Genomic DNA, 25,317 nt, shown 5'->3' with positions numbered 1-25,317 from the left:
TTTCAGAAAAGCCGTAATAAGTTTCGACGTTCATTATAATACTTCTCATCACAACTCAACGCCTCTATAATCTATACTAGAAGTATTAAGGGAAAAGGGGAGCGAAGACAATGATTAATAAACAACGTTTACTTGATACATTTCTAGAACTCGTGCAAATTGATTCTGAAACCGGACATGAAGCAACGATTCAACCTTTCTTAAAGTCTCTATTTGAATCTCTAGGACTTCAGGTAGTTGAAGATGAAGCAGGAGAGCAAAAAGGACTCGGCGCAAATAACCTCATATGTACCTTAGCACCAACGCAAGGGGAAGAAATGAAGACACCGATTTATTTCACGAGTCATATGGATACGGTAGTGCCAGGACGTCAAGTTCATCCCCAAGTGAAAGAGGATGGTTATATTTACTCTGACGGTACGACGATTCTTGGTGCAGATGATAAGGCTGGACTCGCTGCAATTATTGAGTTGATTCGTACATTACAAGAACAAGACATCACACATGGTCCGATTCAATTTGTCATCACGGTAGGTGAAGAATCCGGCTTGCTTGGAGCACGTGCATTAAATCCTAAATATTTGAATGCGCAATACGGTTTCGCTATCGATGCGAGCCAACCTGTAGGAACAACTGTTGTAGGTGCACCCACTCAAGTTAAAGTAGATGCGAAGGTTTACGGTGTCACTGCTCACGCAAGCACGCCGAGCAAAGGGATCAGTGCAATTAATATTGCAGCTAAAGCCATCAGTCGCATGAAATTAGGTCAAATTGATGACGTGACAACAGCTAATATCGGTCGCTTTGAAGGTGGTTCAGCAACTAATATTGTAGCGGATGAAGTCACAATTCATGCTGAAGCGCGTTCTCACGATGCTACCAAGGTCGAAGCTCAAGTTCAACATATGAAAGAGATGTTTGAGTCAACAGCAGCGAAACATGGTACCTCAGCTCAAGTTACGATCACCACGAGCTATCCAGGATTCAAGATTGCCGAAGATGCAGAAGTAACTCAAATTGCACGTCGAAGTGCTGAAGCGCTAAATCTTGAACCTCGCACAGTCATAGCTGGAGGAGGTTCAGATGGTAATATCATCAATGGATTCGGCATCCCAACTGTCATTCTAGGTGTAGGCTATGAACACATCCATACCACTTCTGAACGTATTGCAATAGAGGAGTTAAATCGACTTACAGCACAACTGATAGAAATCGTTAAGATCGCACGCCAATAGTTTCATTAAGTGATGAATAAGCGTTAGTATGATACAATTATATCGAACATTTTAAGATAAGAGAGGTAAGTAACATGGCACAACAAATTGGTGTAGTAGGCTTAGCCGTAATGGGTAAAAACCTAGCTTGGAATATTGAATCTCGCGGCTACAGTGTATCTGTCTTTAACCGTTCTCCTGAAAAGACTGAGCAAATGGTTAAAGAATCCGCAGGTAAACAAATCCACCCTACGTATTCTATTGAAGAGTTTGTACAATCTTTAGAAAAACCACGTAAAATATTATTAATGGTCAAAGCTGGCCCCGCTACTGATGCGACAATCGATAGTTTACTCCCACTACTCGATGACGACGACATCTTAATTGATGGCGGAAATACAAATTATCAAAACACAATTCGCCGTAACCGTAACCTCGCAGCGAGCGGTATTAACTTTATCGGAATGGGTGTTTCTGGTGGTGAAATCGGTGCATTGACAGGTCCATCGCTTATGCCTGGTGGTCAACAACAAGCTTACGAGAAAGTGAAGCATATCCTAAGTGATATTTCCGCTAAAGCTGACGATGGCGCTCCATGTGTGGCTTACATCGGTCCAAATGGGGCAGGTCACTATGTGAAGATGGTGCATAACGGTATCGAATACGCCGACATGCAACTTATCGCTGAAAGTTATGTCATGATGAAAGACTTGCTTGGCATGTCACATGAAGACATTTCTCAAACATTTAAAGAGTGGAACATGGGCGAGCTATCAAGTTACCTTATTGAAATTACAGGTAATATCTTTACTAAAATTGATGACGAAACAAACGAACCTTTAGTTGAAAAAATTATGGATACAGCTGGACAAAAAGGTACTGGTAAATGGACATCCATCAATGCACTTGAACTTGGTATTCCATTAACAATTATCACTGAATCAGTCTTTGCACGTTTCATTTCTTCACTTAAAGAAGAACGCGTGAATGCCTCTAAACAATTAGAAGGTCCACAAGCTGCATTTAACGGGGATAAAGAAGCCTTTTTAGAAAAAATTCGTAAAGCCTTATATATGAGTAAAATTTGTTCTTATGCACAAGGCTTTGCTCAAATGCGCCGTGCAAGTATGGAAAATGAATGGAACTTACAATTAGGCGAACTTGCAATGATTTGGAGAGAAGGTTGTATTATTCGTGCGCAATTTTTACAAAAAATCAAAGATGCGTATGACAAAGATGCAAACTTACAAAATCTCTTATTAGACCCTTATTTCAAAGATATCGTTACAAACTATCAAGGTGCTCTACGTGAAGTCGTAGGAACAGCAGTACAAAACGGTATTGCTACACCAGGTTTCTCAGCAAGCATTAACTACTACGATAGTTACCGTTCAGAAGATCTACCAGCGAACTTGATTCAAGCGCAACGTGACTATTTCGGTGCACATACGTATGCGCGAAAAGATATGGACGGCGTCTTCCATACTGAGTGGGTAGACGAATAAGAAAGATCTAAAGACAGTGAAATCAGGCTGGTTTCACTGTCTTTTTTAAATGATGTAGAGACGACAATTCACATTTAAAATTGATATCTTGCCACTAGAAAACGTGACGCGTTGTAGCTAGACATTTAAATCACAGACAATAACAACGCCTGCACGCACTTCTACGCACTAAAAAACGTCAATTTCTATAACTAAGATGACCAGAATGATCTTAGAAATATAGAAATTGACGTTCTTTTTATTTTTTATAGTTATCAAATGCTCAATCTTCGCTTTCATCGTAAGCATCTTGATCAACAGGTAACCATAATTGAATTTTAGTTAAATCATCATTGAAATCAATATTGAAAGGATAGATTTCAACGTAGAGACTGTTGCGCTCATAAGGTAAAGTCATTTGCAAACTCGTCTCAATATAGTACCAAGCTTCGTTCACCACGTAATCCATGGAGCCTTGAAGATTGAACTTCGCATATTGCCGCTCTGGAAGGAAACGACTCTCAAGATGGCTTGGATAGCGTTCACTCGGTACACCCACAAATATTTCCATACCATTGTCTAAAGGACAACTAATCACAAATAACTCGTGAGGGGCAATATCATTATAACGCTGCAAATCTTTAATATACCCATCTACTAGCAAATCTTCAATAAAGTCTGGCACTTTGAACGGATTCTCGATGTCTTCCGCATCAATAAAGCGTGCATGACCCACGAGAGGTATATCTTTCTGACGTTCAAGTCGGTAAGTGTAAGGCGCCCGTTCTGTTGTAGATAACTTAATGTAAACTCTCTGTTGCATCTTCAATTCGTCTTTCTTTGTATTAACTTGAATAGGAGAGATACCGTGAAAGTCGCTGAAATCATTCGCAAAGTCATTCGCAGAAGCGTAATGATATTTCTTAGCAACATCTACCACGCGACCAGAGTGGGCCATCACATCTTTAGCCGCCAGCGTCATTCTGCGCGCTTTAGCATATTCGCTTGGTGATTGACCGACTATCATTTTAAAAGACTGATCGAGATGGTAAGGTGAAAGGCCAACGTAATCACTTAATTCTTGTAATTGAAATGATTCTAGCAAATGATCCTCGATATGTATAATTGCTTGTTGAATTTGCTTGATAACGTCCAATACTTTCACTCCTATAAATCTATGCTTGTAAGCAAGCACTATAAACTCAATTAGTTATATTCTACATCATTTTCTTACAAGAAACATCTATGAAACGACATTTCTCAAGAAATTGATAACTTTTAGAGATTCGCATACTGTTACACTTTAACACATTCCTTTTTCAGATAAAAAGTAATAATGGTAGTGGGGGAATAAAAGGGAGTCGCAGCTACCATAAATCATCTTCTTAGATAATACGAAAGAAGACCTGCAGACGAATCTCATATATTCATCCACAGGTCTCGCATTGCATAGCTTTATTTATTTAACTGTTTATTGCACATCTTCCCACCAGTGGAAGCCGTCTCTACTTAGCAATAATTCACTTTCGAGCGGTCCATTGGTACCTGCTTCATAATCTGGGAACTCAGGTGGTGTTTGTGTCCATTCTTCTTGAATCGCATCGACAAATTTCCATGTCGATTTCAATTCTTCCCAGTGTGTAAAGTTCGTCGCATCGCCTTTGAGACAATCGAACAATAAGTTCTCGTAGGCGTCGACTGTATTCATCTTATCTTGAGCACTCATTGAGAATGAGAGTTGTACAGGTTCTGTTTCAATTCCTTGTACATTTTTCTTCGCATTAAGGTGGAGTGACACACCTTCGTTCGGTTGGATATTAATCACGAGTAAGTTAGAATCTAACTTTTTATCTGTTTCGTAATAAAGGTTAAGTGGTACTTCTTTAAACTCTACAACGACTTGAATCGTTTTACTCTTCATGCGCTTACCTGTACGAATGTAGAAGGGTACGCCAGCCCAACGGAAATTATCAATGCGTATTTTACCTGCTACAAATGTAGGTGTATCTGAGTCCTCTGCCACGCGGTCTTCGTCACGATATTTCGGTACTTCAACACCATTAATGGTACCTGCATCGTATTGACCTCGAACAAAGTTATGGCTAACTTCTTCAGGTTCTAATTTGCGTAATGATTTAAGTACTTTCACTTTCTCAGCTCGAATGTCTTCACTTTTGAGACTGATTGGTGGTTCCATCGCTAATAGCGCCACCATTTGAAGCATATGGTTCTGCACCATATCTTTCAATGCACCGGCTGATTCATAATAACCACCTCGGTCTTCAACACCGAGAATTTCTGAAGAGGTCACTTGGATATTAGAAATATATTTATTATTCCAGAGCGGTTCAAACATCGCGTTAGCAAAACGTAATACTTCGATATTTTGAACCATATCTTTACCTAAATAGTGGTCAATACGGTAAATCTCTTCTTCTTTGAATGAGCGGCGGATTTGGTTGTTCAACTCTTCAGCTGAAACTAAGTCACTGCCGAACGGTTTCTCAATGACTAAACGTTTGAACCCTTCTGTTTGAGTCAAACCAGAAGATTTCAGATAGTCCGAGATAATACCGAAGAATTTCGGTGCCATCGCTAAGTAGAATAAGTGGTTGCCACCTAATTCGAAACGTTCATTTAAATCATTGCTGAATTCGAGCAATTCGTCATAGCTTGCCTCATCATTCACATCATGCTCATGATAGAAGACATGTTCCATGAAATGTTCGAGGTGTTCTGTATTCGTTACATAATGCTCAATTGAAGCTTTCACTTGTTCACGAAAGTCATCATTAGTCATTGAACGACGACCAATCCCAATAATTGCGATTTGTTCGTTCAAGTTATCTTGTTGATAAAGATGGAAGAGCGATGGAAAGAGTTTACGATGACTTAAGTCACCCGTAGCACCAAATATCGTAATCAAACATGGGATGTTCTTATTGCTAGTACTCAAGATTAAAACCTCAATTCTTTTTTAATCTTTAATCATTATAAAACAATAGCTAAATTTGTACATACCTTTTTGCTTAATTGTTGAGTTGTGACTATTTATTCTATTTCACTTTGTGATAAAATGTTGTCGAAAAGGAGGCACATGTGCATGGAAATCACATTCTTCGGGACTAGCGCTGGTCTACCTACGAAAGAACGTAATACCCAAGCGATGGCCCTTAATTTAGAACCCTATACTAATCATATTTGGCTGTTCGATGTAGGTGAAGGTACGCAACATCAGATTCTACATCATTCAATTAAATTAGGTAAAGTAGATCATATTTTTATCACACATATGCACGGTGATCACATCTTTGGCTTACCAGGTCTATTGACGAGTCGCTCTTTCCAAGGTGGTGAGGGCAAACCGCTCACTATCATCGGGCCAAAGGGGATTAAATCATTCGTTGAGACCGCATTAGAGTTATCGGCCTCCAAATTAAACTATCCACTCACGTTTATTGAAATAGACAATGAGTTATCCTATCAACATCACGGCTTTGAAGTTACGGCACAAATTCTTAATCACGGGATCATTTCATTTGGTTACCGTATCGAAGCTCCATCGACACCAGGGACCATCGATGTTGAAGCGCTCAAACGAATCGGTTTAGAACCAGGGCCGAAGTATCAACAAGTGAAATCAGAAGAAACCTTTGAACACGCAGGGCAGCTCTACGACTCCAACGACTTTAAAGGTCCAGAGAAAAGAGGGCCTATCGTTGCTATCTTTGGTGATACTAAGCCATGTGCCAACGAAATAACACTTGCCGAACATGCAGATGTGATGGTACACGAGGGGACATATTTAGAGGGCGACCGTACACTCGCGAATAATTACCACCACTCACACGTAGCGGATGTCTTTCAATTAATGTCCAATGCTCAGGTCCATCACGGTTTAATTACTCACATTAGTAATCGTTATAATTTAGATGATGTCACAGAGCTTGAAAGCCAATTGCACTTGCAATATACTGAGCTTAACTTCAATATTGTGCGTGATTTCGATAGTTATCAGTTTTAAACTTTGCGTTTAATTTGAGTTTGTAAAATGAATTCCTGTGGCAATACCACTATTTGACCCAACAATTAAACTCCCTTCACTAGGTTTGAATCGAGCCTATTGAAGGGAGTTTAATATATTTATTACATTCTATCTTTAATTGTGACTTTAATCGTCGTCATCATCGTCGTCATCTTGTGAAGCTAATTCAACACTACGATCCACGGCAGCCTTTAAGCAATCTTCAAAGATACTTTCAATATCGTATTGAGATAAAGCATCTAAACCTGCTTGAGTTGTGCCACCTTTAGACGTAATATTTTTACGCAATTGATCCATACCTAATTCAGAACGTTCAATCATCTTACTTGTTCCGATGATAAGGTTACGAATTGACTCTTCAACTTGAGATTTCTCAAGACCAAGACGTGTACCCGCTGTCACGTATTGTTCAAAGACGTGATATAGGAAAGCTGGGCCGCTTCCAGTAATCGCTGTTACTTGATGTAACTGATCTTCTGGCACCTCGATAACAGAACCAAAGGCATTGATTAACTCATGAACTTCCTCTTTAGATTTCGGTCCAAAATTATTGGAGAAGCTAATGCCTGTTACTGAATGACCGACATGCGCATTGGTATTAGGCATGATGCGAGCAATTGGATTTGACGTTCCAAGTTGTTCTTGAATGTATGAAATAGGTAATCCTGCCATGATAGAAATGAAACGATTATCCTCATTAATATGCGGTCTGATACGGTCGGCAAGATTATCAAAGTCATAAGGTTTCGTACCGAGGAAGACATAGTCCGCATCTTTCAATAAAGCCTCGTCGTCATAACTATATTGAACGCCAAGTTCTTCTGCATGTTTCTTTAAAGCGTCTTCATTTGAACGGTTCGTCAAATAAATATTCTCAGATTTCACTACATTGGAATTCACGATTCCAGTAAAAATTGCGTGTGCCATATTTCCAGCACCATAGAATACTAATTTCATAACGTTGTATCACTACCTCCTTACAATATGTTTCTATAGTAACACAGATATCATATTAGGCTAGTGGAAACGTTTACTTATTATAATTATGATAAAGGAAGAAAAGGCGAAATTATCAGCGATCTTAACGAGGGCGGCCTTCAATCGACATTTCACTATAATAATGAGTTTAGTTATCATTGTTGATTGAGTTATGATAAGAGAGAATAGGATTAAACAGGAAAGAGGTGGCACCATGCAGCAAACGTATATTATAACTGGAGCGACGAGCGGATTAGGCCTTTCACTCGTGAAACAAATATTACATGATGGTCATAAAGTCATTGCTTTAGTCCGTAATATTGAGAAGATGCGGGCACTTAACTTAGAACAGCAGGACGATCAGCTTCAAATAGTCCCATGTGATATGTTGAACCCCGAGTCAATTAAAGTGGTAGCTTCTCATCTGAATCATACCACTTTGGATGCGTTTATCTATTGTTCAGGCGTAGGCTATTTCAAAGGAATTGAAGCACATACAACTGAAGAAATGCTCGAAACTTATCAGGTTAATGTAGTGCACTTCAATTTATTATTCCAAACACTTCGACCTTTTCTTAAAAACAATGCATCTATCGTAGGGATTGGCAGTCAAGCTGGTTTCGCAACTCAAGCTTATGCAGCACATTATGGTGCGAGCAAAATTGCTTTTCTACCAATTGATGAATGCGTTACGTCTTGAGTATCCAAACTATCATGTTATGACGGTCAACACAGGGCCGATACGTACACCTTTTCATCAAAAAGCAGATCCTTCAGGACGCTATCAAGAACGCTTTCATAAGCTTATGATTGAACCAGAAATATTAACGCAAGAAATCATCACAGGCATGCTTTTAAGAAAAGATGAGATTAACCGACCAAGATGGATGCGTATATTATTAAAACTATACAACTTAGCTCCACGATTCATCGAAAAAGTAGCGGGACCATTGTTCAAAAACAAAGGGAGCAAGACAGAAATCTAAGATTTCGTGGTCTTGCCCCCGCAATGATGACTAGAATTTGAGAAAGCGCCAGCTATCTCAAGTTCAGTCAGCTACTGCGTAATTGCATAATGAAATGCACAGTAGCTTATTATTTTTCATATTAATAATATATTGAGACAGAAATCTATGATGATTTCGCCGTTTTATTCTCACATAGATGATTAACTATTAACGTAAATGATTGGTATATTCTTCATCTTTAACGCGGTTACGTGCTGCTTTGACCATGTCGCGACTAATTTCTTTGGCACGTTCAAAGTTCTTCACATTCTCATCTACTTGCTCAGGGCTGCTTGCACCTACGATGATAGAGCCCATCGGTTTTTGATTTAATAAATAATTGAACGTTAATGCAGTTAAATTACTTTCCACTTCCTTAATAGAAGCAATCGTTTCACCAAGTTCTTGATAGCTATAGTCAAAGATACCATCTGCAAACTTATCGTCGAGCGCTTGATTGCTATTAGAAGTGAGTAAACCTTTAAATACAGGGCCTCGTGCGAGCACTTTCACATCTTTCTGATTTACGTCTTCCATTAATGACTCTGGGCGATTGTCGATCAGATTAAATTGAGACATTAACGTTTCAATATCACTATGTTTAAGGTAATAGTCGATAACGTTAGGGCGAATAGAAGAAATACCATAAGCACGAATAATGCCTTCTTGCTTCAATTCGTCGAAAGCACTAATCGTTTCATCTAATGGATCATCGATTGTACCGCCATGAAGTTGATATAAATCTAAGTGATCTAAACCTAGACGGCGCAATGATTCTTTAACCTCTGATTTAATATAGTCTTTAGAAGGGTCCCAGAATGTAGAGCCATCTTCTTGACGATGGTTACCCACCTTTGTACCGATAACGATGTCATCACGATTTTGATATTTTTTAAGTGCTTTGCCAACAATTTCCTCATTCACACCTTTATCGTAAACATCTGCTGTATCAAAGTAAGTAATACCGTTATCTAAAGCACGCTCAATGATACCTTCTGCATGCTGATAGTCAGTACCTAGACTCATACAACCGAGTCCTAGTTCTGAAAGTTCAATACCACTTTTCAAAGTGCGCTTTTGCATATCTACACTTTCTCCTTTCTCATCCTTCCACGAGCGATAGTTAAGTTGCTTATCGTTCGCTCGCTTTCAGTCTTAATGCGTTCATAGCATCGCTACATTATCATTTACCCATTTTACCTTAATATCAATACATTGTATAAGCCTGTGTTTCAGATTTGTGAGTTAAAATGATTACAGTGATAGACTTTAGTTCTCAAATTGGATTAAAAATGTCTATAATGGAACCATAACAATCGAGTAAAGATACTTAAAGGAGGAAATCCATCATGGAATTTAATGAAAAAACGACACATCGCGAAAAGATATATCAAGGACAAATCATTGATGTAGAAGTGCATGATGTTGAACTGATGAATGGCGACACATCTAAACGTGAACTTGTCTTTCATAACGGAGCAGTAGCGGTATGTGCAGTCACACCCAATAATGAAGTCGTATTAGTGAAACAGTTCCGCAAACCAGCTGAGAAGCCATTACTGGAACTACCTGCTGGTAAACTTGAAAAAGACGAAGATCGAGAAGAAGCTGCTAAACGCGAATTAGCCGAAGAAACGGGTTATCAAGCACAATCTTTAGAATGGGTCACTGATATGTACGGTTCACCTGGATTCTCAAACGAACGCTTAACGATTTACTTTACTGATCAAGTAGAAGAGGGCGACATGCATCCAGATGAAGATGAATTTCTAGAATTACACACATTCTCAATCGATAAAATTCGTGAAATGCTTCAAAACGGGGAATTTGAAGATGCGAAGACAATCATCGGACTTCAACACTTACTCCTTAATTATAATCATTCTAAATAAATAATGTTACCAACTTGAAAATATTATCAATTACTGGTATTTTATATATGATGAATCAACACGCGTAGTATGTGTTGAGATGAATTAATAATAATAGAGGAGTGACCCTTCCGTGGAAGAACGTTTAAATCGCGTGAAGCAACAACTACAACAATCATCTTATAAACTAACTCCTCAACGTGAGGCTACATTAAGAGTATTAATTGAAAATGAAAAAGATCACCTCAGTGCTGAAGATGTGTATTTAAAGGTGAAAGATCGTGCGCCTGAAATCGGTTTGGCAACCGTTTACCGTACTTTAGAATTACTTGCCGAATTGAAAGTCGTAGATAAGATTAACTTTGGCGATGGCGTCGCACGTTTCGACTTACGTAAAGAAGGTGCGAAACACTTCCATCACCATCTAGTTTGTATGGAATGTGGAAAGGTTGAGGAGATTGAAGAAGATTTACTACCTCAAGTAGAGGAGAAAGTTGAACGAGACTTTAATTTCAGAATTTCTGACCACCGCCTCACTTTCCATGGCGTGTGTGCTGAGTGCCAAGCAAAAGGTAAATAATACAAGATTTGAGGTATTGTAATGGACGAAATTATCGAAGAATACCTGAAATTTATTCAACTTGAAAAGGGATTAAGTGAGAATACTATAGGCGCATATCGACGTGACTTGAAGAAATATCAAGACTATCTCGAAGAAGAGAAGATCAGTCACATTGATTTCATCGATCGTCAAACCATTCAAGTTTGTCTGGGTGATTTACATGATAAGGGGGCATCTGCAAAGTCGATTGCCCGCTTTATTTCTACGATACGGAGCTTTCATCAGTTTGCTCTTAGAGAGAAATATGCAGCCAAAGACCCAACCGTATTAATTGAAACGCCAAAGTACGAACGACGCTTACCTGATGTCCTTGAGGTTGATGAGGTCATCCGTTTACTTGAAACACCTGATATGTCTAAAAATAATGGGTATCGTGATCGTGCTATGCTTGAATTGCTCTATGCAACAGGCATGCGAGTGACAGAACTCATAAATTTAAAGGTAGAAGACGTGAACCTTATCATGGGATTCGTGCGCGTGTTTGGTAAAGGCAATAAAGAACGTATCGTGCCGCTCGGTGAAACGATTATTGACATTCTTGAAACCTATATTGAGACAGTGCGACCACAACTCTTGAAGAAGACAGTCACAGATAATCTATTCTTAAATATGCATGGCAAACCCTTATCGCGCCAAGCGATTTGGAAGATGATTAAACAGAATGGTGTGAAAGCTGAAATTTTTAAAACGCTCACACCTCATACATTACGACACTCTTTTGCGACCCACTTACTTGAAAATGGTGCGGATTTACGCGCAGTTCAAGAAATGCTAGGGCATGCAGATATTTCTACAACTCAACTCTATACTCACGTATCGAAATCACAAATTAGAAAAATTTATAACCAATTCCACCCCCGTGCATAATAAAGTAGCTTAAAGTCACTGATTTAAAGAGTAGGAAAGTGAAGACAGAGATATTCATCCAATCCTCATTTTCCTACTCTTTTTTTGTATATAATGCGCATTTAACTATAATGGCGAAACGTAACACAGTATAAATCATTGTGCTCCTGAAGAGGGGGCAGGTTGTTTTCTATTCACTATAACGTTTACGATTCAAGCGAGCTTGTTGCTTTTCTTGCAAAGCACGTCGACGTGCCTGAACAACTTCAGTACGATCTCGCTCTGTATGATGGTGAATAATATACGGGTTCGTAATCACTTCTTCTGAGAATCGGTATTCTGGGTAAACTTGGATAATTTCTTCTTCCATCTCAGTTGTAAGTGGTAGATGAACAGGGTAAAATGGCTCGCCTTGTTTGAGACGCGTACGCTGCTGTTGAATCACTTTCTTATAAGAACATAGATCCAAACCTAATCTGTCGTCATCCTCATCGTAACGTTCAATTACTTTTAAAGCCTTGCTAAAGGACTTAGACGCACCTACTCGATTACCACGTCGATAGTGATAACAAGCAGTTGCACATAGAATTAAGCTCACGACCGCATCATTTTTACTATAATGAGATTGCGCTTTCCAAGCCTCCTCAAGTATATCGTGACACAAGAAATAATGTTGTTGATAATGAAAGTGATAGTAAAAAGAAATGAGTGCTTGATGCAACTTCAACACGCTCCAAATTTAAATGTCTTTGATAACATGCTATAATATTTGAGTGAAATACGCACATAAGTTGCTAGCGATGAGGAGAATACTATGTATGAGGTAAAGTTAGATGCATTCAACGGGCCCCTTGATTTATTACTGCATCTGATTCAAAAATTTGAAATCGATATATACGATATTCCTATGAAATCTTTAACTGAACAATATATGCAGTACATCCATGCGATGAATCAGCTCGAAATCAATATCGCTAGTGAATATTTAGTGATGGCTTCGGAGCTGTTAATGATTAAAAGTAAACTATTATTACCTCAACATGATGAGGAAGACGACATGGAAGAGGACCCTCGTGAAGAACTTGTCGGTCGCTTAATCGAATATCAAAACTACAAAGAGTATACTGAGATTTTAAATGATAAAAAGGCGGAACGTGCTTTATTATACTCTAAACATCCAACCGATCTCAGTCACCTAGAATCAAATGAACAATGGGATGAGAGCCAAACCATCGATTTAACCGAATTGATCATGGCTTATCAGAAAGTTAAAAATCGTGTCGATTATCAAAAACCAAAATCCGTGAATATACATAAAGAAACCTTTACGATTCAACAAGCAACACAAAAGGTGAATGATCGTCTCGTCAATGAAGACTCGTTTAATTTCTTTAGTCTTTTTACCTTTAATGAACCTATAGAGATGGTCGTGACACATTTCTTAGCGATACTGGAAATGTCTAAATCTGGATGGGTGAATATCGAACAAACTCGCAGCTTTGAAGATATTAATATTTGTAGAGGAGTGAACTATCGTCTTGAAGCCAATTAACATACTCGAAGCATTACTCTACGCGGCTGGAGATGAGGGATTGAGTCAGAAACAGTTGACTCAGATCTTAGAGCTCACTCCTGAATCGCTATCACAACTCGTCGATAGCTATGAAGCGCGTGGACTGACGATACAACAATACGGAGATACATATGTCTTAACGACACCTAAAGAGGCTGCACAATATATTGAACAACTCGTCGAACAAGAATCACAGATGAAGCTTTCGCAAGCTGCAATGGAAGCCCTCTCCATCATCGCTTACAATCAACCTTTGACGCGTAGCGATATAGAAATGATTCGCGGCATTAATAGTGATGGTGCAGTAAAGACGTTGATTGCACGTGGACTCGTCGAAGCGAAATCTGAACCCACTTCTCGTAGTCAGCAACTTTATACGACAGATTTATTCTTAAATGTTTTTGGAATCAAGCATTTAGACGAATTACCTACAACTGAAGAGGAAGACGAAGAAATTGAAGCCTTCTTCAGTAATCTTGTAAATCAAAAGGGAGATAATAATGAATAAAGCTACAGAACGTTTACAGAAACGCATTGCCAATAGTGGCTATACTTCACGTCGTAAAGCGGAAACACTTATTGCAGACGGTAAAGTTAAAGTGAATGGTGAAATAGTTACAGAACTGGGTACGAAAGTAAAAGCATCAGATATGGTTGAAGTAGAGGGCGTAAAGATTGAACAAGAAGACAAGCTCTACATTCTATTCTATAAACCTACGCAAGTCATTACGAGTGTCTCTGATGACCGTGGACGTACAGTAGTAACGGATTATTTCAAAGATATTGAGACACGTATTTATCCAGTAGGTCGTTTAGACTATGATACATCAGGATTACTCATTCTCACGAACGATGGTGATTTTACTAATTTAATCACACATCCAAGCTACAAGATTCCTAAAAAGTATGTAGCGAAACTTAATGGCTACCTTATGCGCGAAGAGGTTAAAGCACTTGAAAAGGGGATTCAACTCGATGATGGTTGGACACAACCTGCTCAAGTGAAGATTAAACGACAAGATAAACAGAAAGAAACGACATTAGTAGAAATCACTATACATGAAGGCCGTAATCGCCAAGTCCGTCGTATGTTTGAACATTTAGGCTATAAGGTAAATAAATTGCAACGCATTCAAGTGGGTCCATTAACGCTTAAAGGCCTCAATGCTGGCGAGGGCCGTGTGATGACGCCACACGAAGTTAAGACGTTGCGCCATCTTGCAGAACACGGTAAATATTAAAAAGGGTTAGGTCTAGATTGAGAGAGTTAATTCTCGTTCTACTTATATACTCTTTATATATAATTCATTTATGAATTGAAATGAAATAGTTATTGAATACTTTTAACTCAAATCCTATGCTATAATAGAAGTGTAGAGAAATGCAGAAGTGTGGGAGGTAGACAAATGCCAAACGAAATTCTTGTAGTTGACGATGAAGATAGAATTAGACGACTACTTAGATTGTACTTAGAAAGAGAATCTTTTGAAATACAAGAAGCTAAAGATGGTAATGAAGCATACCAAATGGCCATGGAACACGATTACGATTGCATCTTATTAGATCTCATGTTGCCAGAAATGGATGGTATTACTGTAGCTTCCAAATTACGTGAACACAAAGATACACCAATCATCATGCTCACAGCGAAAGGCGAAGAAACCAATCGTGTTGAAGGCTTCGAATCTGGTGCTGATGATTATATTGTGAAACCATTCTCCCCACGAGAAGTTGTGTTACGTGTTAAAGCACTCTTGCGTCGTACACAAGTCAATCACACGGAGCAAAGCGAACCGCATGCCCGTGATATCATAGAATTTACTCATCTAACAGTCGACAATGATGCGCATCGTGTCTTAGCCGATGACAAGGAAGTCAATTTGACTCCGAAAGAATACGAATTGCTCATCTTCTTAGCAAAGACGCCTAATAAAGTGTTCGATCGCGAACAGTTATTGAAAGAAGTATGGCACTATGAGTTCTACGGCGACTTACGCACGGTAGATACACATGTGAAACGTTTGCGTGAGAAGTTAAATCGCGTCTCAGAAGATGCAGCAAGTATGATTCAAACGGTATGGGGTGTCGGTTATAAATTTGAGGTATCAGAACATGATGAACCGACTCAATAATGTCGTAATAAAACTGTGGTTAACTATAATTCTTATAGTAACGACAGTTTTAATTTTACTCAGTGTCGCATTAATCACGTTTATCCAATCGTATTTTACCCAAGATACGGAAGAACACTTGAAAGATAATGCTGAACGCATTAGTCATCTAGTAGAACATACTGATGATAATAAGACAGCGATTGAACACAGTCGCTCTCTTATTGAAGGGCCAGTAGGACTCATCATCATGAAAGATGAGCAAGCTGTAGCGAGAGAACGTGAAGATCAATCCAAAGTGAAGATGCTCAACGCGATTAAACGGAATAAAGATTATAAGAAAGTCTTTAGTCAAGGCAAACATATTTCAGAACATGTCACGATTAAAGTTGATGGTAAGCCGCGTACTTATGTACTCATCGGTTATCCGACGAAGCATCTCTCATCTAAACAAGATAATCAAGGTCAGTATAGCGGTGTGTTCATCTATCAAGATCTCAAGAGCATTGAACAAACGACAAACGTTATTGCCGTGATCATCTTAGCAATTGCAGTCATCTTCCTGGCTATAACAACCGTCTTTGCATTCTTCTTATCATCTCGAATTACGAAACCTTTACGCCAACTTAAGACACAAGCGTTAAAAGTATCTCGAGGTGAATATACGCAAACCTTACCGATTCATACGAAAGATGAGATTGGCGAACTATCACGTGCTTTCAATACGATGAGCTCAGAGATTCAGCAACATATTGAAGCTATTTCATCATCTAAGAATATTCGAGATAGTTTACTTAACTCGATGGTTGAGGGTGTCCTTGGTTTCAATGATAATAAGGAAATCATTATTTCTAACTCTATGGCAGAGCACATCCTTAAGACGTTAGATGACGTTACGATTAGTCAACTTGTCGACCAGTATCAGCGTACGTTAGATGAACAACAAACCCAATTTGGAGAATACGAAATCAACACACGTTATTACGTCATTATTATGAGTTATATCGATCAAATTCAACCTGATGGCCGTAGTGGTGCCGTTGCTATTATCCGTGATATGACGAATGAACACAATGTAGATCAAATGAAGAAAGATTTCATAGCTAACGTCTCTCACGAATTACGGACCCCGATTTCCTTGCTACAGGGTTATACTGAATCCATTGTGGATGGCATCGTAACAGAACCTGATGAAATTAAAGATTCACTGTCTATCGTGCTTGATGAGACAAAACGCTTAAATCGACTCGTTAATGAATTACTCAACGTGGCACGTATGGATGCTGAAGGCTTGTCGGTTGAAAAAGAATTACAACCTATTGATTATTTATTAAACAAGATTCAACAGAAATATAGACAACAAGCAACTGACCTACAATTGAATTTGAATCTCAACCCAGAGACGGACGGACGTTTATGGAGTTATGATTCTGATCGCATTGAGCAAGTATTAACGAACTTAATCGATAACGCAGCTCGATATACTGAACCGCATGATTCCATTACGATCCGAGTCGATGAGAATGAGTCTGAAGATATCTTGTACATTACAGATACGGGGTCAGGTATTGCACCAGAACACTTAGAACAAGTGTTTGAACGTTTCTATAAAGTAGATGCAGCACGTAAGAGAGGAAAACAGGGTACAGGACTCGGTCTCTTTATCTGTCGAATGATCATTGAAGAACATGGGGGTCAAATTGACGTTGAAAGTGAATTAGGCGAAGGTACCACATTTATCATTAAATTACCTAAGCCAAAGCAAAACGATGCCTAAGTTGCTTTAATAAAGTTATATGAAATAAGCCATTCTATCAGTGTCAATGAACGACACATGTAGAATGGCTTTTTCTATGACAATGACGAGCTCGTCACCTTAGACAGTGTCTTAATTCAGAATGAAACGACGACTTTAACTTTCATCGCCTCGCTAATACTTTGTCATTGTTTTTATCAGAGTATTGAGCTATGATATAAATGAAAATATTACGTAATTCATCTTCGGGGTAGGGTGCAAGTCCCAACCGGCAGTAAATGTAAGCCTGCGACCCATAGTGGAATACACATTTCGCTATGGCTGATCTAGTGAGAATCTAGAGCCGACAGTATAGTCTGGATGGGAGAAGATGGAGGTTTCTTTGTGTTGCAATCATTCCTCCTATTCTTTGTAAGATGAATGAAAGGAGTAGAATATTCAATGCAGAAACAAACGAAACGGCTCATAACGATTAGCATGCTTAGTGCAATCGGCTTTATCCTCATGTGGATTCGCGTTCCATTACCGTTTCTACCACCTTATTTAACACTAGATATCAGCGATGTACCCGCTTTACTTGCCACATTTACGCTAGGCCCTGTAGCCGGTGTTGTCGTTGAAGCGATTAAGAACATCTTACATTTAATCGTCAACATTAGTGAGCCTGTTGGACCACTGGCAAACTTCCTCGCTGCAGCAAGTTTCATTCTCACTGCATACTTTGTTGCACGCCGTCATAATACTTGGAAGTCAATGATCATAGGTCTAATTAGTGCGACTATCGTGATGACCATCGTGCTTAGTATTCTCAACTACTTTGTGCTATTACCACTTTACGGCATGATTGTTAACTTAGATGATATTGTTAAAAATGTTAAAATCATCGTGTTATCAGGTGTAATACCCTTCAATATCATTAAAGGGATTGTCATTTCGATTATCTTCTTATTGTTATATAAACGATTAAAAAATGTACTGAAACCGTAAAAGCAATAAATTGATTACACAGTCATTGATGAGCTACGTCATCATTTCGATGTCGTAGCTCATTTTAACTAATAAAAGCACTCCAAACACGAAAAAACCTGAGCACATCTATGCTCAGGCATCATCTATGTTTAACAGTCTCTACACTGTCGATACACTTTATTCGAACTTCAATGGATCGCCATCAAATGATTCTTCTTCAATTTTAATAGAATCAGTAGGGCAACCTTCTAAAGCATCTTCCATATCTTCGTATAATTCTTCAGGTACAGGTTCAGTACCTTGGTTGTCATCTAATATGACATAAGCAATACCTTCGTCGTCATAGTCGTATATATCAGGGGCAGCGGCACCACATGCACCACACGCTATGCAAGTATCCATGTCTACAATTGTGTATTTAGCCAATCTCTTCGCCTCCTTTGATAAAAATGCTAAACTAATGACATAATCTATAAGTAGTCATGGCTGTTTAGAATCCTCGTTCGTTTCAACCATGTAACTGCTACGATTTCGTTTGATGTTGAATAATACGTTGCTATCTAATATTTTAAGTACAGCATACTTAATTTTCAACGTATCTGTACGAATTCAATGAGGGATAACACATGAACGCATTAATTTATTACGCATTAACACATGCTCACCATCATAAGACTGCAAAAAGCATATACAATATTATCACAGGTAAAAAGTCTCATCAAACCTTTTTTGATGCCTCTAGTCAACAATTATTGTCATTATATCATAGTTTACCTCATTTAAAATATCCGTCGTTTGAGCGATATTTTGATGAATTTCAGAACAATTATGATGATAATAAGTCGACGATCTATATTCATCCAAGACATACCTTCGAAAGTTTAGTGCTGACTTTCAAAGCGCTACAACTTTTTGTACAAACACTCTCACAACACAAGCACGATACATACCGATTTACGCCAATCACAGAGCAACGTCACATTCAACAACGGGTTAAACTCGTCTTTCAAGAGGTTCGTGCTCAGCAGCTCGAATCAGACGCTCAGACAGAGATTTACCAACTTTTTCAACAGTTAAATTCAGATATCACTCATTCTGTGCTCCATTATTACTTAACCGGCTATGAAGATAGTATGTATACCAGTCAGCAGGTGAGTCTCATTGAAGGTGAGCCGCTCTCAGCCATTAAACTCCAAGAATATAATGAGTTAGTGTTATGTGTTAAGGCGTTAGAAGATACATCCACATATCCAATATTTTCGCAGCTTATCATGCTACCTTCCTTATCACACAATACATTTAAATCCTTACAACTACTACGTAAAGGACAGTCGCTCGAACAAATAGCACATATTCAAAACGTCAAACTTAATACGATAGAAGATCATTTACTCGAAATGTTTATTAAAGGTTATTTAAATAATTATTCAACCTTTGTTTCTAGCGAAGATCTCGCGTCTTTCAGTGCATACTATCATCAGCAGCCGGAAGCGAGACTCAAAGTTTATAAAGAAGCATTTCCAAACTTAACTTATTTCGCCATTAAACTCATGATTGTAGGTATAGAAAGAGGGGACGTCAGTGTTAAAGCAAGCACTTAAAGCCTATTTCGGTTTCGAACAATTTAAACCAGGGCAAGCTGAGGTGGTTCAGTCTATTCTTAACGGTCAACATACGTTAGGTATCTTGCCAACTGGAAGTGGTAAAAGTTTATGTTATCAACTGCCTACCTATATTCAGAAACAGCCTACCTTGATTATTTCACCCTTGATTTCACTCATGGATGATCAAGTGATGCAACTGAAAGCGCAAGGTGAATCACGTGTATGTTACATACATTCAGGTATGAACGAGTCTGAACGATACCAGAATATGAAGATGTTACCGCAGAGGCGTTTTATCTTTTTAAGTCCGGAATTTATTCTGCAATCTCATCGTATGAAGTTATTGAACAACATTCATTTCGGCTTGATCGTTCTCGATGAAGCACATTGTTTATCTGAGTGGGGTTATGATTTCAGACCACATTACGCTTTAATAGGTCAACTCACTGATCGTTATCCACACACGCCTATTCTTGCTTTAACAGCAACGGCACCACCAAGTTTAGAGATGGATCTCAACCACATACTTAACCGTCGTTTCAAAGTCGTTAAGACAACGATGAATCGTGAGAATATTAGTCTCACGCATTTTAACTTTCAAGATGAGGAACAGAAGATTAAATGGCTACTTGAGTTTATCGAACATTCAGGTCCGACGATTATTTATGTCTCAAGCAAGAAGATGTGCTTACAACTCGCTCGTGCCATATATCAAGAAGGTTATTTAACAGGCATCTATCATGGCGATTTGAGTTACCAAGAACGTCAAACCGTCCAAGACCAATTTATTCAGAATCATATTCCTATTATCGTTGCTACAAGTGCTTTCGGTATGGGCGTTAACAAACCAGATATTCGTACTGTTATTCATTTTCATCTCTCACCAAATCCCTCCAGTTATCTTCAAGAGATTGGTCGGGCAGGGCGTGATGGTCAACCGAGCCAAGCAATCAGTTTATTTCAGCCTGATGATGCGTTTCTACTTGAAACTATCCTGTTTAGTGATGCTGTTCTTGAAGAGGATATTCAACTTCATCAGCAAGGTCGACTTTTCGATGATTTTAAAAGTAACATCATCGAAACTTTGTTAATGCGTTATCAATATGATGAAATCAGCGATATTTTTAGTACCGCTTCAAAACGTAAACAGCTAGGCTATCAAAAAATGATGCAGTATAAACATTTAACATCATGTCGTCGCGCCTTTTTACTCAATTATTTTTCCGAAACCATAACTGAACGACCAAGTATTTGTTGTGATAATGATACAAACTTCGAATTTCTATCTGTTCTTAATCGTAAAAAGGTAAAAAGACGAATGACATATATTGAAAAACTAAATAATTTATTTGAATAACGTGTTTCCGCTTTGATATGGCGGGGTTTAGAGCTATAATACTATATAGTTATCATATTTCGTGCTTTTTTATACATATCTCTGTGCACATAGGGTATACAGTATAAACAAGAGATAATAACAACACTACATAGAAAGGATGAGACTTGTGTCCAATAACTTTAGAGACGAATTCGAAAAGAATCGTCAGTCTATCGACAGTGATCAACATCAAGACGATATTAAAGACACTGTCGAAGATCATAAAGACGATGTTAAAGACCATGCGGATGAACAATTTCCGCCTCGTAATGCACAACGTCGCCAACGTCGTAGAGACAAAGCGACAAATCAGAACGATCATGACGAACAAACACAACATGATCATCAAGCTGTAGCTGATGACAAACACGACCGTGATCACCAAAGTTCAGCTCAACAGACACGTCATCAAGGCGCTGAAGCCTCAACTGAACGACAAGACGCAAATAAGATGACAGATGACAACAGATTAACAGAAGAAGAGAAAGCGCGTCGTGAAGAGAAATCAAATAAAGGTAAGAAAGGTGCTGCTGTTGCTGGTGGCACTGCTGCGGCAGGTGCGAGTGCAGTAGGTGCGAAGAAACTTCATGATAACCATAAAGGTGATAAACATGATGCGAAGACATCAAACAAATCACCTAATGACAAAGGTAGCACTGGTAAGAAAGCTGCTGGAGCGGCAGGCGCTGGTGCTGCAGGTGCTGGCGCAGCTGGAACTGCTAAAGCAGCATCTCAACACGGTCATAACAAAGATCCTAAGCATGATGATCATCGCGATGGTAAAAAGAAAAAAGGTTTACTTGGTATCTTATTACCAATCATCGCTGCGATTCTTATCTTAGCAGCACTTGCTATCTTCGGCGGTATGGCATTAAATCATAATGACCATAAGAGTCATAATGATAATAAAACAGCTAACCACGATACAAATAAATCTGATAAAGATAAGAAATCTAACGACAGCAAATCCGATAAAGACAGCGACAAAGATAAGTCAGACAAAGACAAATCTGACAAGGATAAAGCAGATAAAGACAATTCTGATAAAGACAAAGCAGCAAGCGATAATGGTAATGATAACGATAACAACGCTACTGCTAATAATAATAACAACCAAGGTAACGACCAATCTCAAAATAATGGCCAACAAAACGGTCAAGCTACTGCTAACAACGGTCAAAACCAAGGTCAAGGCCAAGGTCAGAATGGTAACTCTAATGGTCAACAAAATGGTCAAGGCCAAAACGGTAATCAATCTACAAATTCTAATGGCCAACGTACACACGTAGTACAAGGTCAGAACTTATACCGTATCGCTATTCAATATTACGGTAGCGGTTCACCAGAAAATGTTGAAAAAATCCGTAAAGCCAACAACATCCAAGGAAATAACATTCATAACGGTCAACGTTTAGTTATTCCTCAATAATAGAGATTGACGAAGCGTGAGATAGAAAGTGAAATACTTTCTGTCTCACTTTTTTACGTTGAGAGACTCCTTACTGAGTTATCATAGCATCCATCTCTATTAACCTAACTCATAAAGTGATTTCTCCGTTCTTAAATTACCAGTATGATCGCTACTTAGCTCCATGCAATCAAGTATCTATATTGTTCACAAATCAATCATTTGGTTTTACTAAATGTACTGGTATAATAGATGAGTGGTAAAAGGAGGGCTAACTGTTATGGAAACAGTAGAAAGTATTATTATCGGTGGCGGCCCTTGTGGTCTAAGCGCTGCAATTGAGCAAAAGAAAAAAGGTATCGATACACTTGTCATTGAAAAAGGCAATGTAGTTGAAGCTATTTATAATTATCCTACACATCAAACTTTCTTTTCATCTAGTGATAAATTAAGCATTGGCGATATTCCGTTTATCGTTGAAGAAAGCAAACCACGCCGTAATCAGGCGCTCGTTTACTACCGCGAAGTAGTCAAACATCACCAATTACGCGTCAATCCATTTGAAGAAGTGTTGAAAGTTAATAAAGTGGACAATCGTTTTACGATTACTACTACAAAAGGTGTCTATCAATCTCGCTTCTTAACAGTCGCTACAGGTTACTATGGTCAACATAATACACTTGAAGTTGAAGGTGCGGAATTATCTAAAGTCTCTCATTACTTTAAAGAAGCGCACCCATTCTTCAATCAAGATGTCGTAATCATCGGGGGTAAGAACTCAGCAGTCGATGCTGCGCTTGAACTTGAGAAAGCTGGCGCGAATGTGACGGTCTTATATCGTGGCGACCATTACCCTAAAGCGATTAAACCATGGATCTTACCTAACTTCGAATCTCTCGTGAGACATGAGAAGATTGATATGCACTTTAACGCTAATGTAACGCGTATCACTGAAGATAGTGTGGTTTATGAACAAGATGGCGAAACACACGAAATTCCTAACGACCATGTCTTTGCGATGATTGGTTACCATCCAGACTACGATTTCTTACAATCTATCGGCATCGATATTCATACCAACGAATATGGTACAGCACCTATTTATAATCGCGAAACTTATGAAACTAATGTCGAGAACTGTTTCATCGCTGGCGTTATCGCTGCAGGTAATGATGCGAATACCATATTTATCGAAAATGGTAAATATCATGGCGGTATTATCACTCAGAGCATTTTAGCTAAAAAACAAACACCGCTCGAATCATAATTTCTTATCTTATATCAATAAGCCATAAGCTAAGTGACATTGCACACTTTAGCTTATGGCTTTCGTTGTATTGTATTGAATTGTTAATCGAGCGAGTTATTCTGCGCTGACACACATTTTACCCACTCAATTTCACATCCCTTAACTATTAAAATACGTAGTAAGGGCTGCATTATCAAGATGGTTACTTAAACCGACTAATAATTTGAGACGGGCTTTAGGGCCGTTTAAACCGTTAGAGAATATGACACCTCTCTGTTCTAAATCAACGCCGCCACCTTCATAACTATAAATAGGCGCCACGATCCCTTTCATTGAGCGAGAAACCAACACGATAGGAATCTCTTGAGCTAAGCAAGCATCAATACCTGGTAACGCACTAGGAGGTAAATTACCTTGACCCAATGCTTCTATCACTATGCCATCCACATCTTGCTCGGCATAATAGTGCAAGATGTCACTTGGCATACCCATGTAAGACTTAATTAAAGGCACATTTAATCGAGTATTGATGGATGGGTACACGTGTTGGTGATAAGGCGTATGGAAGAACTGCACACTCGTCTTGATCACGATACCTAAAGGACCATGACTAGGACTTTGGAAAGTATCGGTATTCGAGGTATGTGTCTTAGTCACATTGCGTGCTGTATGTATTTCGTCATTAAAGACGACCATCACACCTTTATCGTAAGCATCATCGCTCGCTGCTACACGTATCGCGCTAATATAGTTGTATAAACCGTCTGCGCCTATTTCATTTGAAGAACGCATAGCACCAGTGAGTACGACGGGTTTAGAAACATCAAGTGTCAAATCGAGTAAGAAGGCTGTTTCTTCTAACGTATCCGTACCATGCGTGATGACATAGCCATCATAACGACTGTCTTGTTCAGCACGTACAATCATATTCTTCAATTGATTGACGTATTCAATATTCATGTGAGGTGAGGGCACGTTAAAAGGGGTTTGATCGTCAATTTGAGCGTAATGACCGATCATTTCTTGCTGACTTGAAATAGGATTCACATCATTAGTCGTAACTTGATTCGCTTCATTCTGGGACATACTAATCGTCCCACCTGTATGGATTACAAGAAGTTGCTTCATGCGGGTATTCCTCCTATAAATAACTTCCCTTAATATGATAGAATATTATCTATAATTCAACAAGAAAGGGTTAT

23 protein-coding genes, 1 pseudogene and 1 riboswitch are annotated in these 25,317 nt (G+C 38.7%); of the genes and pseudogenes, 17 read left to right on the top strand and 7 right to left on the bottom strand.

Translation table 11 applies throughout. The features are described from left to right. Nucleotides 1-110 precede the first annotated feature (110 nt). Both CD039_RS04610 and gndA read left to right on the top strand, forming a co-directional pair. On the top strand, nt 111-1,235 hold the full coding sequence (locus CD039_RS04610; protein WP_103371317.1) for a M20/M25/M40 family metallo-hydrolase: 1,125 nt from the start codon (nt 111-113) through the stop codon (nt 1,233-1,235). A gap of 74 nt (nt 1,236-1,309) precedes the next feature. Next, nucleotides 1,310-2,719 carry an NADP-dependent phosphogluconate dehydrogenase gene (gene gndA, locus CD039_RS04605; RefSeq protein WP_103371316.1) on the top strand — a complete coding sequence of 470 codons (1,410 nt, stop codon included), beginning with the start codon at nt 1,310-1,312 and terminating at the stop codon, nt 2,717-2,719. A gap of 262 nt (nt 2,720-2,981) precedes the next feature. On the opposite strand, the gene CD039_RS04600 is transcribed toward gndA, so the two are convergent. Continuing rightward, nucleotides 2,982-3,854 carry an AraC family transcriptional regulator gene (locus tag CD039_RS04600; protein ID WP_167386225.1) on the bottom strand — a complete coding sequence of 291 codons (873 nt, stop codon included), beginning with the start codon at nt 3,852-3,854 and terminating at the stop codon, nt 2,982-2,984. Nucleotides 3,855-4,169: 315 nt separating this feature from the next. Continuing rightward, nucleotides 4,170-5,654 carry a glucose-6-phosphate dehydrogenase gene (gene zwf, locus CD039_RS04595; RefSeq protein ID WP_103371315.1) on the bottom strand — a complete coding sequence of 495 codons (1,485 nt, stop codon included), beginning with the start codon at nt 5,652-5,654 and terminating at the stop codon, nt 4,170-4,172. Nucleotides 5,655-5,801: 147 nt separating this feature from the next. Between zwf and rnz the strand changes: the two genes are divergently transcribed. Beyond that, a complete protein-coding gene (gene rnz, locus CD039_RS04590) occupies nt 5,802-6,722 on the top strand; it encodes a ribonuclease Z (protein ID WP_103371314.1) in 921 nt (306 codons plus the stop codon). Between the two features lie 147 nt (nt 6,723-6,869). Here rnz and proC read toward each other — a convergent pair whose 3' ends face one another. Further along, nucleotides 6,870-7,700 carry a pyrroline-5-carboxylate reductase gene (gene proC / locus CD039_RS04585; protein ID WP_002473154.1) on the bottom strand — a complete coding sequence of 277 codons (831 nt, stop codon included), beginning with the start codon at nt 7,698-7,700 and terminating at the stop codon, nt 6,870-6,872. Between the two features lie 235 nt (nt 7,701-7,935). Here proC and CD039_RS04580 point away from each other — a divergent pair. Then, a pseudogene (locus CD039_RS04580) lies at nt 7,936-8,707 on the top strand (SDR family NAD(P)-dependent oxidoreductase). 189 nt (nt 8,708-8,896) lie between these two features. Here the strand turns inward: CD039_RS04580 and CD039_RS04575 are convergent. Next, nucleotides 8,897-9,811, bottom strand: coding sequence for an aldo/keto reductase (locus CD039_RS04575; RefSeq protein ID WP_103371313.1), 915 nt, complete (start codon nt 9,809-9,811; stop codon nt 8,897-8,899). 266 nt (nt 9,812-10,077) lie between these two features. Between CD039_RS04575 and CD039_RS04570 the strand changes: the two genes are divergently transcribed. The 3 genes from CD039_RS04570 to xerD all read left to right on the top strand — a co-directional run bounded on the left by CD039_RS04570 (nt 10,078) and on the right by xerD (nt 12,088). Further along, a complete protein-coding gene (locus CD039_RS04570) occupies nt 10,078-10,620 on the top strand; it encodes an NUDIX hydrolase (protein ID WP_002473158.1) in 543 nt (180 codons plus the stop codon). A gap of 112 nt (nt 10,621-10,732) precedes the next feature. Next, complete coding sequence (gene fur, locus CD039_RS04565; RefSeq protein ID WP_002473178.1) at nt 10,733-11,179, top strand: ferric iron uptake transcriptional regulator; 447 nt, start codon at nt 10,733-10,735, stop codon at nt 11,177-11,179. Between the two features lie 21 nt (nt 11,180-11,200). Beyond that, complete coding sequence (xerD, locus tag CD039_RS04560) at nt 11,201-12,088, top strand: site-specific tyrosine recombinase XerD (RefSeq protein ID WP_049410367.1); 888 nt, start codon at nt 11,201-11,203, stop codon at nt 12,086-12,088. 169 nt (nt 12,089-12,257) lie between these two features. Here the strand turns inward: xerD and CD039_RS04555 are convergent, their stop codons facing one another. After that, a complete protein-coding gene (locus CD039_RS04555) occupies nt 12,258-12,788 on the bottom strand; it encodes a DUF309 domain-containing protein (protein ID WP_103371312.1) in 531 nt (176 codons plus the stop codon). 93 nt (nt 12,789-12,881) lie between these two features. On the opposite strand from CD039_RS04555, the gene CD039_RS04550 reads away from it, so the two are divergent. From CD039_RS04550 to CD039_RS04525, 6 genes are all read left to right on the top strand, one after another. Beyond that, nucleotides 12,882-13,619 (top strand): segregation and condensation protein A, encoded by a 738-nt coding sequence (locus CD039_RS04550; protein WP_103371311.1) that lies wholly within the window; start codon nt 12,882-12,884, stop codon nt 13,617-13,619. Beyond that, nucleotides 13,600-14,148 (top strand): SMC-Scp complex subunit ScpB, encoded by a 549-nt coding sequence (gene scpB / locus CD039_RS04545; protein ID WP_390612082.1) that lies wholly within the window; start codon nt 13,600-13,602, stop codon nt 14,146-14,148. The genes CD039_RS04550 and scpB overlap by 20 nt, the downstream gene beginning before the upstream one ends. Further along, a complete protein-coding gene (locus tag CD039_RS04540; RefSeq protein WP_103371309.1) occupies nt 14,141-14,881 on the top strand; it encodes a pseudouridine synthase in 741 nt (246 codons plus the stop codon). The genes scpB and CD039_RS04540 overlap by 8 nt, the downstream gene beginning before the upstream one ends. 165 nt (nt 14,882-15,046) lie before the next feature. Next, nucleotides 15,047-15,772 (top strand): response regulator, encoded by a 726-nt coding sequence (locus CD039_RS04535; RefSeq protein ID WP_002473172.1) that lies wholly within the window; start codon nt 15,047-15,049, stop codon nt 15,770-15,772. Then, on the top strand, nt 15,753-17,528 hold the full coding sequence (locus CD039_RS04530) for an ATP-binding protein (RefSeq protein ID WP_186303060.1): 1,776 nt from the start codon (nt 15,753-15,755) through the stop codon (nt 17,526-17,528). Before CD039_RS04535 ends, CD039_RS04530 begins: the two co-directional genes overlap by 20 nt. 216 nt (nt 17,529-17,744) lie before the next feature. Further along, a riboswitch (FMN riboswitch) is annotated at nt 17,745-17,883 on the top strand. 65 nt (nt 17,884-17,948) lie between these two features. Continuing rightward, on the top strand, nt 17,949-18,494 hold the full coding sequence (locus CD039_RS04525) for an ECF transporter S component (RefSeq protein WP_002473179.1): 546 nt from the start codon (nt 17,949-17,951) through the stop codon (nt 18,492-18,494). A 159-nt stretch (nt 18,495-18,653) separates the two neighbouring features. Here the strand turns inward: CD039_RS04525 and CD039_RS04520 are convergent, their stop codons facing one another. Beyond that, nucleotides 18,654-18,902: a ferredoxin gene (locus CD039_RS04520; protein ID WP_002472145.1), complete on the bottom strand. Its 249-nt coding sequence runs from the start codon at nt 18,900-18,902 to the stop codon at nt 18,654-18,656. A 200-nt stretch (nt 18,903-19,102) separates the two neighbouring features. Between CD039_RS04520 and CD039_RS04515 the strand changes: the two genes are divergently transcribed. From CD039_RS04515 to ypdA, 4 genes are all read left to right on the top strand, one after another. Further along, nucleotides 19,103-20,077, top strand: coding sequence for a helix-turn-helix domain-containing protein (locus CD039_RS04515; RefSeq protein WP_103371308.1), 975 nt, complete (start codon nt 19,103-19,105; stop codon nt 20,075-20,077). After that, nucleotides 20,058-21,437, top strand: coding sequence for a RecQ family ATP-dependent DNA helicase (locus CD039_RS04510; RefSeq protein ID WP_103371307.1), 1,380 nt, complete (start codon nt 20,058-20,060; stop codon nt 21,435-21,437). Before CD039_RS04515 ends, CD039_RS04510 begins: the two co-directional genes overlap by 20 nt. Before the next feature lie 139 nt (nt 21,438-21,576). Next, the gene (locus CD039_RS04505; protein ID WP_103371306.1) at nt 21,577-22,887 is read left to right on the top strand and encodes a LysM peptidoglycan-binding domain-containing protein; all 1,311 of its coding nucleotides are present in this window, start codon (nt 21,577-21,579) and stop codon (nt 22,885-22,887) included. Nucleotides 22,888-23,146: 259 nt separating this feature from the next. Next, nucleotides 23,147-24,133, top strand: coding sequence for a bacillithiol disulfide reductase YpdA (gene ypdA / locus CD039_RS04500; RefSeq protein WP_103371305.1), 987 nt, complete (start codon nt 23,147-23,149; stop codon nt 24,131-24,133). 141 nt (nt 24,134-24,274) lie between these two features. Here ypdA and CD039_RS04495 read toward each other — a convergent pair whose 3' ends face one another. Then, nucleotides 24,275-25,243: an asparaginase gene (locus CD039_RS04495; protein ID WP_103371304.1), complete on the bottom strand. Its 969-nt coding sequence runs from the start codon at nt 25,241-25,243 to the stop codon at nt 24,275-24,277. Between the last annotated feature and the right edge of the window lie 74 nt (nt 25,244-25,317).

The organism is Staphylococcus argensis, from assembly GCF_002902305.1.
Classification (GTDB): domain Bacteria; phylum Bacillota; class Bacilli; order Staphylococcales; family Staphylococcaceae; genus Staphylococcus; species Staphylococcus argensis.
The sequence above is the reverse complement of the archived record's forward strand: the minus strand, read 5'-3'. Positions and strand labels throughout refer to the sequence as shown.